Below are 16,029 nucleotides of genomic sequence, written 5' to 3'. Positions count from 1 at the left end.
GGGGATACTACTTTATAAGTATACAGGAGGTGCTAAGAAAGTTTTAATTACATATAGTTGCTTTTTTAGATATTTAATTTGTCTATGATTGGTAATTCATTTGATAATACAAATACATGACAGACGCGAATATTTTAGTTGTAGAAGACGAATCTATTGTTGCTAAGGATTTACAAAATAGACTGAGAAAATTTGGCTATACAGTTTCTGCAATTGCTTCTTCTGGACAAGAGGCGATTAATAAAGCTAAAGAATTTCGCCCTGACTTAGTACTGATGGATATCCGTTTAAAAGGGCAAATGGATGGCATACAAGCAGCAGCAGAAATTCATAAATATTTAGATATACCGATAATTTATTTAACGGCTTATGCAGATGAGGATACCTTAGAAAGAGCTAAAATAACCGAACCATTTGGTTATTTACTCAAACCTTTCAAAGAAAGAGAACTAAAAACAAATATTGAAATTGCGCTAACAAAGCATAAACTAGAACAACAATTGAAAACTAACCAAAAATGGTTAGCGACATTACTTAATAGTATTAGTGATGGTGTGATATCTAGCGATCGCAATCAACTGATCACCTTTATGAATCCGGTGGCGGAAAAGTTGACGGGGTGGACACAGGCAGAAGCGATCGCTAAAAATATAGCAGAAGTATTTAAAATTATTGATATCAATACTAGAGAAGCTTTAGAAAATCCTATCAAAACAGTTTTAGCATCAGAGGCGATCGCACCTTTTTCAACTACCACTATTTTAATTGCTCAAAACGGTACCGAAACACCAATAGATCCCAGTGCTGCACCCATCAAAGACGATAAAAACCATCTCATTGGTGCGGTGTTAGTGTTTCGGGATGTAACAGAAAGACTACAGGCAATGGCAGCGAAAGAAAAGCAAATGCAGCAAGAGCAACTTGTAGCCCAATGGGAACAGCTTAATCAATTCAAAAATGACTTTTTAAATTTAGTTTCCCATGAATTGCGATCGCCACTCTATCACATGAAAGGTATGATTCAAATGTTACAGATATCAACGGCTGTTCAAGAACAGCATTATTTTCTGGACATTTTAGAAACCGAGTGCGATCGGGAAATGGCACTAATCAACGACTTACTAGAGTTACAACGCCTGGAAAGTTCATCAAATCTCCTACTTGCTCCTGATTTATTAGTTTTACAACAGTGGCTACCTTGGCTCATCGAGCCATTTCAAATTCGCACTCAAGAACATCAACAAACCTTGCACCTTTATCTACCAGAAAATTTACCCGCATTATTTTCTGATCGTCCTAGCTTAGAACGTATCTTAGTAGAATTACTTAACAATGCTTGTAAATATACACCTGCTTGTGGCGAAATTGTGTTGAGTGTTAGCCATGAAACTGCTGAAATTCCAGCCAAAATGATTTTTACCATAAGTAACTCAGCAGAAATTCCCGTCGATGAATTACCCAAAATTTTTCAAAAATTTTACCGCTTCCCTAATGCAGATATTTGGAACCAAGGTGGTACAGGCCTAGGTTTAGCAATTGTCCAGAAGTTAGTCACACAGCTACAAGGTAGTATCCAAGTCACCAGCCATCAGGGATGGACAACGTTTACTTTAACATTGAGTGATTTAGAAATCAGTTAATACCATTTTGGATTTTAGATTTTGCGAAAAGTTGCGTGGGCGGGTTCCCCGACTTGAGCAAACTTTTCAAGACAGATTTTGGATTGGGTAAGGGTTGATCGGTAAGCTTTTGAGCCATCCATCTGTCGCAATCATTTTTTAATTTGGTATAAGTCAAGAGACTAGTACAACAAGGCAAAAGTCAAAGGTCAAAAGGAAAAAGAAAGAATAGTGATACCACAAGCTTTTTAGCAATTTCTTATGGTCACTGAGCGTACTTGTACTGAGCGCAGCCGAAGTAGTCGAAGTGTGGTCGGTTTATTTCCGCCGAACTGTACTAGTCTCTCTTTTCCCACTTAGATGACATAATCCTAAATCGCCAACTCAAAACTATAGCCGCACTAGCTAAACCTATGGCTAATCCCCACCACAGGCCGATAGTACCATAACCAAAACCAATTCCCAGGGCGTAACCCATCAATAAGCCAACACACCAGTAAGCAAAAATCCCAATTAACAGTGGGATACGAGTATCTTTTAAACCGCGTAATGCTCCAGAGGCAGTGACTTGGATGCCATCAACAATTTGAAAAATTGCTGCAACTGCTAGTAATTTGATTGCTAGATTGACAACATCTTGATTGTCTGAATTGTGAGTGTCGAGATAAAGCGAAACAATCAATTTGGGAACTGACCAAAATATTAGAGCCGCGATCGCCATTGATAAAGCCCCCAAGGCAATACCTACATATCCAGCCAAGCGGACACCCTGTAAGTTTTCCTCTCCCGCTAATTGCCCAACACGCACTGTCGTTGCCAAAGAAATACCCAAGGCCATCTGAAATGACATCGAAGCTGTTTGCAAAGCAATTTGATGGGCGGCGAGCGCAGTTGTTCCTAATTGCCCAATAATAAAGGTGACAACGGTAAATAATCCGGCTTCTACAGCAACTAATCCGCCGATTGGTAAACCAATTTGAAAAATTTCCCAAACAATGCGCCAATTTTGTTGGTTGAAGTTAGTAATAGATGACAACTGAAATATTTTATAAACTGCAAAGCGACGTTGACTAAATACATAAATAGCTAGAGTAATAAACATACTCCACAGTGACAAAGTACTTGCCCAACCAATACCAGCTAGTCCTAGGGCGGGTAGTCCGAATTTGCCAAACATTAAAACATAGTTAGCTGTAATATTGAGCAGCGTACCCAAGACAACAGTTACCATCACTAACTGCGGTTGGGAAAGGGCAGACAGAAAGCTTTTGAATACAGCAAAACCCAATGCAGGGATAAAACCCCAAGCGATCGCTCTTAAATAAGTTTGTGCTAGTGAGGCTGCATTCACATCCTGCCCCAACAGTACCAGCAAAGTACTACCATGCCAAAGTAATACTGTAATTGGAATGCCTAATAGCAGGGAGATTCTTAACCCTTGTCGCACAATTTGACCAACTTGTTCAGGCTTCCCGGCTCCGTATGCTTCTGCTGCTAAGGGGCTAACAGCAGCAATAATACCTGTAGTAATCATCAAACAAAAGGTATATACTGCCACACCCAAGCCTCCAGATGCGATCGTCTGACTGCCTAACCAACCCATCATCACTGTATCGACAAAGCCGGTCGCTGATTGGGCTAGTTGGGCTGCTGCTAGTGGAACAGCTAACAGCAGACATTGTTTAACTTCAGAAATCAATCTGGAGCCACTGGTATTGTCCTTGCTCATTAGATTTGAAAATTACTTGAGGATGGGGAAATTTGCCATCTTCCGCTTTTGCAAAAGATGGCAAAGCGTGAGTGAAGTAGACAAATTAGTTATCAAAACTAGATAGATAGTCTATTGTCGTTCTGACTTTAGACTTCTGACTCCTAAATTCTGCTACATCAACAGCAGTTTATGTCGTTGGTAGCGAATTTCACTCCTGTGACGTACTCCACACACTCCCCTTCGGGTGAGTGTGGGCTTCTCAATGACTCTTCTAGGAAGACATTAATTGAGCTTTAAGACCATGCGTCCCACGGTTCTTTATGTTTATAGCCGCATTCAAATCTCTGCACAGACTAGTATGACAAGCAGGGCAATTGTGCATTCTTTGAGATAACAGCTTTTTAACTTTGTGACCACAGTTAGAACATTCTTGACTAGTACCATTTGGTTTAACAGCTATTACCTTCAAACCAGCATTTTCGGCTTTATTTGAAAGTATTGTTACAAACTGTCCCCATCCGGCATCATTAACACTTTTAGCCAGTCTTGTTTTAACCAGTCCCTTAATATTCAACTTTTCAACAGCTACAACATCATACTTATCAAGCAGTAATTTAACTGTTTTAAAGTGAAAGTCTTTGCGAGTATCAGCGACTTTTTTGTGCTGTTTACTCAATTTTTGAATAGCTTTTCTACGACGATTAGAACCCTTTTTCCGTCTTGACACCCTACGCTGTGCTGATTTTAATCTACGTTCAGCTTTTCGTAAATGCTTCGGTGCAGCGATTCTAGAACCATCAGAAGCTACATAAAAATCAATTAACCCAACATCAATACCAACAATATTGTCGGGATTGAAATCTGGTTTGACAGTTGGTACTGTTTTGTCATCAAGGCTCAGAGTCACGTAGTAACCATCTGCTTTCTTGGTAACAGATACAGTTTTAATATCAAATCCGTCAGGGATAAGTCTATGGACAATTACCTTAACATCACCAATCTTTGACAACATCATTTTGTTGTTAACAAAATGATGTTGTTTAAATTGGGTATAAGTGAAAGTTTTATATTGTCCTTTCCCTTTAAATCTAGGTCTACCAGACTTTTTGCCGTTAGCATCACCTTTCAACCATCTATCAAAAGCCAATTCAACTTTTTTAGGGACTTCCTGCAATACTTGAGAGTGAATCTCTTTGTACCAAGGTCTATCAATTTTTAGTTGAACTAAAGACGCTTTTTGATTGTAATAGTTGGGCTGCTCTTTTAACTCCGGCAAATGACAAATTAATGGGCATCTATCGATAGGACAGCGATTTTGTTCATACCAGTCAAACCTCTGAGCAAGCAGATAATTATACTGACAACGCAGCATCTCCAGCGTTTTATCAATTTTTTCTGCTTGCTCTTTAGTGGGTTTGATTTTGTATTGGTATGAGGTTTTCATCACTTATCCTTGTTTTTCGACCTAGAAACAACATTACATGATGTGTAACCATTGTGTAACTGGGATGAAAAACAAACAATTAAGATTAAGAATGTCTGAACGCAGATTCAGTAAGCTCAAAGAATACGCAGAGTATGCTGACAAAACAATGACTCAAGTGATAGATGAGCTTATTGACTCGTTACCAAGCATAAACAATGCTGACTCCTCACCTACCCCCTGTCCTGTCAAGGAAAGCGGATTGAATTGGTTGTGGGTCAATTCGTCGTCAGCCAAAAATTCATCCCACACTGCCCTTCGGGTCAGATGTGGGGCTTCTTTTTGATTAAGCTAAATGGTCTATTTCCCCTGTTTCATATTCACACTGCTCAACCACTTCTTCCTCGTCGTCTTCCTCATCTTCGTAATAGTGTTCCACAAATACATAAGGTTCTAATCGACCAGTACTTGCTAACCAATCAAGCAAAGATTGTTCTTGTCTCAGCGCAATAATCGCTGTTGACTGATAACGGGGTTCTTCGTGGAGAGCAGGGTTAGATAGCTTAACCATCTTTTTACCCCCGAAGAATCTATCTGTATCCCAAATTGCTTTGAGCAGTTGCAACTGGGTATGATTAACAGTTTGCTTTGTGTAATTTCAAAAACCTCTGACTTTTGGCAGATGTTCTTCTCTCCACAAGAACGATTTGCGGTTAATTTGCGAAGTAAATTTTTTTGTGCGATCGCCTATAGGAATACGGTTTGATTCCTGAATCTAGTTGTGTAATACCAATTCTATGTGAGGCTGCATTTAATCTTTTATCTTTTCTTTCTTTGTGTCCTACCCTGCGGGAAGCCGCTATCGCGTCTATGCGCCCTTTGTGGTTCGTTCTTTAATTGAGTACATCTTCATACAGAATTGGTATAAACAGGGAGTAGGAAAGACGGCTGATCTGGGTGTACTGATTTTTTTCATAAATCAAGTATGAGTCCTACACATAATTTGATCACTCTTGATGCGTGCAATGTAGACAAACTGCTATATCTGTCAACTTCCTATTTAACTTTCCCTGTTCCCTCCCTAAACACAAACACAACAACCAAGCAAAGCCTGATTGTTGTGTAAGGGTGTGGCACTTACTGTGAAGCTCTGCTTAAGAAATTCAGAGCAAGGGCTTACTTGTAAAGTTCTGTCGCTAAACGCCAAGCCAGAACGCCTGGAATTAGCGCCACAACTAGAGCAATATAAACTTGGGTATCTGAGATGGTCATTGTTGAAAACCTCCTAAACTTAAATCGATTTTCGACAGTTCGTTTACTACTTTTCCTTGTTTTGCCGATTTTGGGGAATATCTTGTTACAAGATGCAACAATAGCCCTGGTGAATCAGTAGTCTATAGTTATCTTTCATTGTCAACTGCCCCACCCACAAAGGGATGCGGCTTGTAACTAACCGAAATAATCGGTCGAAACATACGGATAATTGACTGTACCCTGTCTCCCCGGCACAGCCAAGCTGCTTGTAGGGAGAAGAATTTGAATCTATTTCACAACAGTGAATACAGATTCAATTGTTTCTACCATCACGGACAAACCACTTTTTCTTATTCCTCAACAACTGGCGTTGCATTTAAGAAATGTCATGTCTCAGGTAGATAATCCTAATGTACCAGAGTTCCTGGCTCGCTTATAACCCCACCCACAAGGGGATAGGGTTTTACTCTCGATCAATAAAAATTTATAAAAATATGGATTTGTATTTAGGGATTGATTATGGAACCTCTGGCGCAAGGGCAGTGGTCATTGATGAGCAAGGGAATGTGCAAACAGAGGTGCGCTATCCTTTGCAGAAAAAGACGGCTCAACATTGGAGTCATAGGTTATGGAGTTTATTAGCCGATATTCCTGAGCCATTACGGCAACAAATCAAGGCGATCGCTATTAATGGTACTTCTTCTACTGTTCTGCTTTGTGATGGGGCTGGTAAGCCTGTAGATGAGCCTTTACTTTACAACGATGCGCGGGGGGCGGTGGTACTAGAGCAGCTAAGAGAAATTGCACCACCAAACCATACAGTATTAAGTGCTACCTCCAGCCTCGCCAAACTTCTGTGGATGTCACAGCAACAATTTTTTGCAGAAGCTCGCTATTTCTTCCACCAAGCCGATTGGTTAGCTTTTTTGCTGCATGGACAATTAGGTATTAGTGATTACAACAATGCTTTAAAGCTAGGCTATGACGTGGAAGCTTTGCAATATCCAGAATGGTTAAACCAACTAGCAATACCGATTCAGTTACCGCAAGTTTTAGCACCAGGGACACCCATTGCCGAAATTCGCCCAGATATTGCAATGCAATTTCGTTTTCGCCGCGATTGCTTAGTGTGTGCGGGTACAACTGATAGTATTGCTGCTTTTATTGCCAGTGGTGCAGAATTACCAGGAGAAGCGGTGACATCGCTGGGTTCAACCTTGGTACTGAAATTATTGAGCCATACTCGGATAGAAGATGCCAGATATGGAATTTACAGTCATCGGTTTGGTGATTTGTGGTTGACTGGCGGTGCGTCTAATACGGGTGGTGCAGTGTTGCGAGAATTTTTTACGAATGCAGAGTTAGAAAATTTGAGTAGAGAAATTGATCCAGCCAAAGTCAGTAACTTAGATTATTATCCCTTGTTACAACCAGGCGATCGCTTTCCGATTAATGACCCCAAATTACCGCCACGACTCACACCACGTCCAGAAACACCAAAAGAATTTTTACACGGTTTACTAGAAAGTATTGCCCGGATAGAAGCCAGGGGATATGAACTATTACAAAGCTTGGGCGCAAATCAAGTACAACGAGTATATACAGCAGGTGGCGGTGCAGCAAATTCTACTTGGACTGCTATTCGTCAACGACATTTAAGAGTACCTGTCGTTGCTTCAGTTTACACCGAAGCCGCTTACGGGACAGCACTTTTAGCTAAAACAAAATATTGCAATCCTCAATGATTTATAAATGTGGCAGAAGGTCGCCGAGCGCAGTCGAGATGAGGCAGGAGGTAAAAGTCTGACTATACCTAGCATGTATGCCTTTTAAATTTACTCACCTATACTTCTTCAACTGTTATATCTCTCTCCCTTGTCCCCCTTGTCTCCCTTGTCTACCTTGTCCCCCCTATAATTCGGAAATGCTCAATGTTATCACTGACAAACATTCGCTGGCGCACCATTCTTTCACTAATTATTGTTCTGCCTGTTGGACTTTTATACAGCCACTATCGCTATTCTATTGGGTGGTTAAACCAAGAAGTAGGAGGGATTTTTTATGAGATATTTTGGTGCTTGCTGGCCTTTCTATTTATTCCGACTCGCAAGGCAGTTTGGCAAATCCCTTTATGGGTATTAGCCATTACTTGTTTATTAGAATTTATGCAGTTATGGCATCCACCTTTTTTAAATTGGGTGCGTTCATTTTGGTGGGGAAGAATGTTAATGGGTACAGCTTTCACTTGGGTAGATTTCCCCTATTATTTTATTGGCAGTGGGTTAGGGTGGCTGTGGTTGCTGCTGATAGTTCGGGGAGCAAAATTAAAATAATGCGACTTGAGTAAACTGGCGTGTGAAGATTGGGTGTAGGGGTGTAAGAGTTAGATACACCCCTATGTAAGTCTTAGATATTACTCCGTTATGCAATCACATTAAAATCAGTACTGCTCAGAGTTGGTCGATTAGATATTTGCGCTATTTGGACTTTGGCGACACTACCAATACCATCTTGATCAAAGAATAGTTTACCGCTACTTCTGTTGTAGATAAAGCGATCGCTGGCTGCGGTGGCACTTGTACCCAGACGGAATAAACTAGGCTCTAGTGTACCTATTACCTGGTTAAACCCAAACTCTGACTGCGAAATCACAAAGCTATCAACGCCCGATACAAAGTCAGTGATGATATCGGCATTTCCAGCCCCATTATTCAGATAGAAACTATCTCTCCCATTGCCACCAGTCAGAATATCTCGACCTAAGCCACCGATAAGGATGTCATTACCACCATTACCAAGCAGCATATCTTCACCAGCACCACCATTCAAGGTGTCATTGCCATCTCCACCAGTCAGAATATCATTGCCTTTCTCACCATAGAGACTGTCATTACCAGCGCCACCATCTATCATGTCATTGCCATCTCCACCATAGATGACATCGTTATTACCTAAGCCGCTAATAATATCGTTACCCCCCAAACCTCGGATAATATCGATTCTGCTAGTTCCCAAAAGTATATTACTGCCGTTAGTGCCGTTAATCTGGTTACTACCAAGGGTAACGGTGAGATTAACTGTAGCGGTGGTGGTTAAATTACCATCGCTAACGGTGTAAGTAAAACTGTCAGTCCCAGTAAAGCCAATTTCCGGTGTGTAGGTAAAGGTGTTGTCGTTATTTCTGACTAAAGTACCTGTTGTAGGATTAGTGAAACTGTTGATAGTCAGGGGATTACTATCTGGGTCGCTATCATTAGCTAAGACATTAATAATTGCTGGTTTAATGTCAGTGGTAGTGGCGCTGTCATTATTCGCAATTGGTGTTTCGTTGATATTATTGACAGCTAAGGAGAAATTAGCAGTAGCATCGGGAGTATTACCAACTGTCGGATCATCAACAGCCACCGTCACACTGTAGTTAGAACGGGTTTCAAAATCTAAGTTAGTGTTAGCCCGCAGATACAATACAGAATTATCGATTTCAAATAAACTCGCATCTGCACCAGTCAAACTCAGGTTATTTGTACCTCGTCCATCATCGGTAATAGATATATCTGCAACTTTGATGCGGTTAGTTGTGTTGGTATTTTCGTTGATACTGGTAACAGTATTATTAAATGTCACTGCCGTTGGTGCTTGGTTGGCTGGTGGTAAATTAAATCTGGCCAAAACCGGATCATGGTCGCTGTCTTGATCAAAAAACTCTGAGTTGATATGAACAACATCATAGCCATCTAAGTTATTCACCAAGTTCTGACTTGCCAAAATATGGTCAAGTACCTGGGCGTTACCTTGAAAGTTATAGGTGTAACGCTCGTTTGCTGGTAGCGTTTCAATTAAAGAAGTCAGTCCCGCACTTTCTAATGTGGTGAGAGGATTAGAAAACTCAAAATCATTCAAGTCACCTAGCACAACCACATTCGCATTCGGGTCAATTGTCAAAATCTCTTGCACAAAGTTTCTGACAATTGTGGCTTGTTGCTGGCGTTGCGCTTCACTGCTGAGAACTGGCGGTTGATTTGGCCCGAATAAAGGTTGGTCGCCACCTTTGGAGTTAAAGTGATTACCAATGAGATAAACACTTTGACCGTTAAAGATAAACTCACCAACTAAAGGTTTACGGCTGCTGCTGAAAGCGGGGTTTGTCGGGTCAATTAACCCAGGACTAGTAGAAAGGGTAGGAGTACCATCAGCATTAGTAACGGAAATGTTCGTAGTAGAACCACCACCAGGACGGTCAACAAAGCTGACGCGATTGGGGTTAAACAAGAAGCCGACACGAATATTACCCCCAGGTTCACCACCGTTGGTATCATCCACTGGGTTAATTTGACGATATTCGTAGGTAGGGCCACCAGCTTGAGCGATCGCATCTATCAATGTCTGAAAAGTTACACTGGCATCCACCACACTGTCATTAATCGCCCCATTATTATCCTGAATTTCTTCTAGAGAGATAATGTCAGGCGATCGCAAGTTATTCACAATCCGGTTAGCCAAGTTAGCAAACTGAGTTGCACCATCACCAGGATCAAGATTTTCCACGTTGAAAGTTGCAACTGTCAATTGATCAGCAGTGCCTGTTAAGTTTGTAACTTCTCTTTGTAAAGTAGATGCCTGTACTTCTATAGGTGCAGATGGAACCAGGACTTCATAATTGTTGAAATCATAGCTGACCACACCTGTAATTGTACTGAGTTGAGCGCCGACATTTACATCAGGCAATGTGATTGAGCCATTGATTAAATCATCAATTTGAATCCGTTCTGGATTGTAGTCCGTGGCTGTAATCAAGCTGCCACCGCGCTCAGTAATACTTGTGGCATTAGCACCGTTATCTGCCAGCACCCAGATTTCTTCAGAAGTACCAAAGTTGGCGGTTGGAGATGTGGCGATCGCGTTATTGATTTGCACCAACATTCCTTCTACACTTTCGTAAAAATCGATACCTTCATTTACCGGATCGAAATCTCCACCTGTTTCTACATTCCCATTAGTATCATCATTGATTACCTGGGTGGGTATCGTCCGTCCGCCATTGCCTAGTATTGTTGGGGTAATAGTTGTAGTTGGTGCAGTTGTCCAAGCACTCACACTCAAACTCTGTACGCTGTTGTTATTACCGATTTGGGTAATAGTCAGGTTGTTAGAGCTACCACCAGGACGAAACTCTGATACCGTACCACTAACTAAAACTGCTTCGCCGACAGTACGGGCGCTGAGAATAGCCGAAGTAGTACCTGTGAAAATGAAAATCCCTTCGGAGGTTGCATCATTATTATCGGGAGTGGGATCTTGGATGTAGAAGCCGTTAGAAGCGATCGCTGTAACAATCCCGGCGACATTCACCACACCTTGGCCATTGAGTGGTGAAATATGTGCTGTGCCTTGAATATCATGAATACGAACTGCCCCAGGCGCAACATCATTATCGGTAATTGTGACTGTAGCTGTGGCAGTTGCACCTAAATCATAATCAGCAGCATCCACCAGCGTCAGCGTAACTGTTTCATTCCCTTCCACCAGCGAGTCATCCACGGGTGTAATTGTGACATCCACAAAGGACTGTCCAGCAGGGATGATCACACTACCCGTCAGGTTTGGTGTGTAGTCTGTCTGATTTGCACCACCAGCGACAGTGTAATTAACAGTCAACGCATTGGTTGTATCGCCTGTGCGGGTGATGCGGAAAGTTCCTGGTTCTGTTCCAGATTCGGCGGCGGTTGCATCGGTAGCTGCGATCGCCACTGTGGGAACCGCAGGCGGTGTAACCCCAGTAGAAAGCGAAAAATCATCAATTCCCAAACCATCATCTGAACCAGAGGCGTTAAAATCCACCCAACGGAACCAAAAGGTGCCTCCACTAGGGATATTTAGCCCTGTAATACTTGCGGTGATTTGGCTGCTATTAGTATTTCCATCTAATGCCCCCACACTTCCAGTAATCACGGGAGAATTGAAATCTAAATTATCAACATCTACCCAAGTTCCTGTATTTAAAGATGTTGCATCCAGACTGTACTGAAAATCCAAGCGATCAGCCCTACCAGTTGCACCCAAACGCCATTGTTCACCTCTATAGGACAAATTCAATGTTGTAATTGTGCTACCTGTTGTATTTGTAAAGTTTGCGCCGATTGTGGGAGTTATCGTACCTGAAAGCAAGGTTCCAAAAGCTCTCTCACTAGAACCTGTTGCACCGAAACTGTATGTATCGCCTGCGGTATTAGAGCCAGTACCAGCCGTGTACTGTCCGTTTACATTTGCACTGGTTCCAGTTTCCAACAATGCCCAACCAGTAGGAAGTTCATTACTGTTCCCAGAAGATGCCAAACTATCAAAGTTCTCAGAATAAGAGCCATTAAATTGAATTGACATTACTATTTTTCCTCAGATGTATAGCTCATGAAATTTAGAGCGAAAGAAGTCTGTCTATCGCTCGTAAACATAGAATTAGGCTTCAATTAGGCAGTCCCGATAAAACAAGTTCTATGCGACTGCATTGAGTGTTTTTGTATATACTGCAAATTAAGTAGAGACTAATTTTTCTGTGTAAATCGTCCTCGAAAATTTACTGAATCAAGGTTAAGGAAATACTAGGAACAGGTAAATTTAGAGAATTTTTATAAAAAAGCAAAAAGCAGGTGAGTTATGCTCACTTGCTTTCTTTACTGTTTAGATATTTTATCAAGCTGCTCAGTTGTAGTGAGGTCGGTGGAAATAAACCAAACTATGTTATTAAAAGTCAAATAATAATAGGACTTACGCAACTGGCATATTTTTTCTGTAGGGTGTGTGACGCAACGAGAAGATTTGAACATAGTCATCAGATTTATAGCGTCACGCACCAACCAGCAATTGTGACATTTACGTCAGTCCTGAATAACATCACTGACCACGACTAGCCGGATCTACACCAGCAAAAGTTAAGAGATCAGTCATCCGAAAATCTTGAGGTTTGCCAGTTTTGGTGGGTAAAGTTGGCACCCAAGACGGATTTACATTTAGATAAGAATTTGGGTCAACCTGAAGCAGACCGATAATTACCTCACCAACAATCCGACCGCCAACTTGGCCTAGATGCAAGCCTTTTTCTTTCAGTTCAGCTTCTTTGAGGATGTAGTACCAAAGCGGTGTGGAAGTATCGAAGGTAGGGTAAATACTCCGCAGTTCTGCCAAGTCGTACTTGCTAAGTACAGGTACACCCATCTTCTGAGCGATGCTTTGACCAGATGGTAGTAGCCAAGTCAGGTGTCGGAGCAGGTTACGTTGGATAAGTGAAGTCGGAGGAGTACCGGAACCAATAGTCTGAAGTGGCAAGTTAAACAGTGGGCTAGAAATTTTCGTATCGATTAATTTATTCGGTCTGACTTGATTATCTCCAAAGTCGAAAAATGTCTGCCAGCCAATAAAGCGTCGTGCTGCTCTTGCTCGACCACGGAGGTCATCTGGATCAGGTTTTCCCTCTTGAGAAGGATCGAAAATGAATGCAAAGAAGGGCTTGCCATTGTCACCAGCCAAGTTAGCTCGGTAAGAAGGCCGGATCATGCTGTGACCGATACGATAACCAATTTGAAACTCAACCGGGATAAATCCTCTATTTGGCAAGGGATTATAAAATTTACGCCCATTTTTTAAGATGTCATTCACCATATCTTGACCAACTACCAGGGGCAAAAATTCATGGAGAATTGTCCATTGGTAGTGCCATGTGGTCAATTGACGAGCCTGACGAAAAACATCATCGTTCGAGATATTAGGAGACTGGGATCTAACTAAATCCACCAGATGATTGTGAAAGCTATAGAACGCAGTTACCAATCCACTGATAATGAGATGCTGATCACCGCGTGGGTCGGCAATAATCGCTCGATTGTTTGCATCTCTCGGTAAATCTTCAAACAAACCGCCACTTTCAAGTTTCAGTTTACTTGGATCTTGAGGGTCGTATAGATTTGGCGAACCTATCGGCCCAGAACCGTAGATATTATCAAGGTCAAAGGCTGCGGTTCGAGAGTTTGTTGCCGAGACTGGAGGTGTTACTTGGCCTAGTCGAGATGTCGTATCAAAGGTTATGTCAAGATCCAAAAACTGGGACATAAAGGTTGTACCAGCTGTATGGGTGGGGTTGTTGGGATTGTTAACGTTGAGAGTAGGATCAGTAATGAGAGCTATTGGCCCTGCGGCTAAATTGTCTTTAGCATCTAAGATACCCCCTGGTTTACCCATTTCCATCAGAGCATTTTTAACAATCGGGCTGGGTGGCGCAAAGGGTGGTAGATTACGAAACATCCTGCCGAATCTACTGGGTAGAGTTGCATCAACAGACTGTGCTTTCACTTCTCTGTCAAGAAAACCACCAACTATCACACCGATAGAAAAAATAGCAGTAATAGCGATCGCTAAAATAGAAAGGATTTTCTTTTTTAAGAGTGCTTTATCTTTCGAGCCTTTAACTTTTGGGCTATTCATAATTTTCATTAAGACTATTTAACAAAAAAACAAGTATGTGCAGTTATGACATCTGCACAAAACTGACTCTATCCATTTACCTCAGCCACAGTCCTTGTAAAACACAGAAGTAATCTTGGATTTTACTTTTAAAAATAAGGGAAAACACAAAAATAATAAAAACCTAAAGGCAATAAGTAAACACGCAAAATTAATTACAGTCATTGCGAGCGAAGCGAAGCAATCCCAGCCCTTGCGATTGCTTCATTTCGCTTCGCTCCATTCGCAATGACTTTGTGTAATTAATTATGTTTAACTACTTACTAAACCTTTATCTTTGCAAGCTAATCAAACACTAAGCTGTACTAAATTTGCCAACTAAAATTTATAACAACAGCAAACTTACAGGATAGTGGTAATTATTCTTACAGAGAAAATAGAGGTTTTTATTAGCTTATTTAAAAATTTCGGAAAGTAATAGATGAACAAAGCTCAATTAATTAAAATCCGATTGTAATATCTACCACTACCACGGTCACATTTATTCATAAGCTTAGTCAACTCAGTTTTATTTAATGACTCCAAATCACGTAAATTTTATGAACCCTGATAAATGATTAAATAGAAACAATTGAATACCAAATTCAATACTTAAAAATTGAATTTGATATTTATCTTTTTAAGGTCAAACATCATAATATTATATTGATGTGCAACCCTCGTGTAGAGTTTGTGTATAATTCGTGTAGATAATCATGGCTAAATTTTCAACGCTGCTGATGAGATGAGCATCATGATGACTATTTCAAGCGATATCCTAGTCCATGAACAGTTTCAATGAAGTTTTCTGCTGCACCTAACGCCTTCAGCTTTTGTCGAATGCACCGAATATGGGATCTGATTGTTTCTTCAACAGGAGATTCATCAACTGACCAAACTTGTTCAATAATGCTAGAACGACTTAGTACTCGTCTACCATTAGCAACCAGTAATTCTAAAATTGCATATTCTTTGAGAGTTAATGATAGGGGATAGCCATCGTAAGTAGCTTCATAGGTGCTGGGATTGAGGTATAATTTTTCCCATAACAGACTTACTGTGCTGCTGGAACTACCCCGTCTAAGTAACGCACGAATTCTAGCCATTAACTCTTCTAAATCAAATGGTTTGGCTACATAATCATCTGCACCAGCATCTAACCCAGCAATCTTGTCAGCTACGGTGTCACGGGCTGTTAACATTAACACTGGTATAGTTGCATTACGATGTGCAGCATTGTTTATGCCGACAGTACGTAATTGGTGACAAAACTTAATTCCATCTAGCTTAGGCAAGGTGATATCCAGGACTATTAAATCATATTTCATGGATTGTGTAGAGTTCCAAGCGGCTTCTCCATCTTTGGCAATATCCACCACATATTGTCGTCTGTTGAGTGCTTCTGCTAGTACTTCTGCGAGTTGAATATCATCTTCAACTACTAAAATCCGCATATTTGATCTTTTATTGAGTAACAGGCAAATATATCAGCAATGCCTTAAATTTATCATGTATAAGTAACTATTGTTTAA

General features: G+C 41.0%; 11 protein-coding genes. 4 read left to right on the top strand and 7 right to left on the bottom strand.

Features of this window, described 5'->3' with window-relative positions; translation table 11 throughout:
- Positions 1-116 precede the first annotated feature (116 nt).
- Positions 117-1,640, top strand: coding sequence for a response regulator (locus H6G77_RS19210; RefSeq protein ID WP_190872446.1), 1,524 nt, complete (start codon positions 117-119; stop codon positions 1,638-1,640).
- A 316-nt stretch (positions 1,641-1,956) separates the two neighbouring features.
- Here H6G77_RS19210 and H6G77_RS19205 read toward each other — a convergent pair whose 3' ends face one another.
- From H6G77_RS19205 to psaM, 4 genes are all read right to left on the bottom strand, one after another.
- A complete protein-coding gene (locus H6G77_RS19205; RefSeq protein WP_190595344.1) occupies positions 1,957-3,348 on the bottom strand; it encodes an MATE family efflux transporter in 1,392 nt (463 codons plus the stop codon).
- Positions 3,349-3,601: 253 nt separating this feature from the next.
- A complete protein-coding gene (locus tag H6G77_RS19200; RefSeq protein ID WP_190872445.1) occupies positions 3,602-4,774 on the bottom strand; it encodes an RNA-guided endonuclease TnpB family protein in 1,173 nt (390 codons plus the stop codon).
- 325 nt (positions 4,775-5,099) lie between these two features.
- The gene (locus tag H6G77_RS19195) at positions 5,100-5,324 is read right to left on the bottom strand and encodes a DUF3134 family protein (protein WP_190594022.1); all 225 of its coding nucleotides are present in this window, start codon (positions 5,322-5,324) and stop codon (positions 5,100-5,102) included.
- Between the two features lie 605 nt (positions 5,325-5,929).
- Positions 5,930-6,025 carry a photosystem I reaction center subunit XII gene (gene psaM / locus H6G77_RS19190; protein WP_062295108.1) on the bottom strand — a complete coding sequence of 32 codons (96 nt, stop codon included), beginning with the start codon at positions 6,023-6,025 and terminating at the stop codon, positions 5,930-5,932.
- A gap of 283 nt (positions 6,026-6,308) precedes the next feature.
- Here psaM and H6G77_RS19185 point away from each other — a divergent pair, with 283 nt between their 5' ends.
- The 3 genes from H6G77_RS19185 (at position 6,309) to H6G77_RS19175 (ending at position 8,340) form a co-directional block, all read left to right on the top strand.
- Positions 6,309-6,446 carry a hypothetical protein gene (locus H6G77_RS19185; RefSeq protein ID WP_190594020.1) on the top strand — a complete coding sequence of 46 codons (138 nt, stop codon included), beginning with the start codon at positions 6,309-6,311 and terminating at the stop codon, positions 6,444-6,446.
- Between the two features lie 55 nt (positions 6,447-6,501).
- The gene (locus tag H6G77_RS19180; protein ID WP_190872444.1) at positions 6,502-7,752 is read left to right on the top strand and encodes an FGGY-family carbohydrate kinase; all 1,251 of its coding nucleotides are present in this window, start codon (positions 6,502-6,504) and stop codon (positions 7,750-7,752) included.
- 186 nt (positions 7,753-7,938) lie between these two features.
- Positions 7,939-8,340: a DUF2809 domain-containing protein gene (locus tag H6G77_RS19175; RefSeq protein ID WP_190872443.1), complete on the top strand. Its 402-nt coding sequence runs from the start codon at positions 7,939-7,941 to the stop codon at positions 8,338-8,340.
- Positions 8,341-8,428: 88 nt separating this feature from the next.
- Here H6G77_RS19175 and H6G77_RS19170 read toward each other — a convergent pair whose 3' ends face one another.
- The 3 genes from H6G77_RS19170 to H6G77_RS19160 all read right to left on the bottom strand — a co-directional run bounded on the left by H6G77_RS19170 (position 8,429) and on the right by H6G77_RS19160 (position 15,951).
- A complete protein-coding gene (locus H6G77_RS19170) occupies positions 8,429-12,385 on the bottom strand; it encodes an Ig-like domain-containing protein (RefSeq protein WP_190872442.1) in 3,957 nt (1,318 codons plus the stop codon).
- Between the two features lie 510 nt (positions 12,386-12,895).
- On the bottom strand, positions 12,896-14,479 hold the full coding sequence (locus tag H6G77_RS19165) for a heme peroxidase family protein (RefSeq protein ID WP_190594012.1): 1,584 nt from the start codon (positions 14,477-14,479) through the stop codon (positions 12,896-12,898).
- A gap of 779 nt (positions 14,480-15,258) precedes the next feature.
- The gene (locus H6G77_RS19160; protein ID WP_190594010.1) at positions 15,259-15,951 is read right to left on the bottom strand and encodes a response regulator transcription factor; all 693 of its coding nucleotides are present in this window, start codon (positions 15,949-15,951) and stop codon (positions 15,259-15,261) included.
- Positions 15,952-16,029 lie beyond the last annotated feature (78 nt).

Origin of the sequence: Aulosira sp. FACHB-615, from assembly GCF_014698045.1 — a bacterium.
Lineage (GTDB): Bacteria > Cyanobacteriota > Cyanobacteriia > Cyanobacteriales > Nostocaceae > Nostoc_B.
This window is presented reverse-complemented; position numbering and strand designations above follow the sequence as displayed.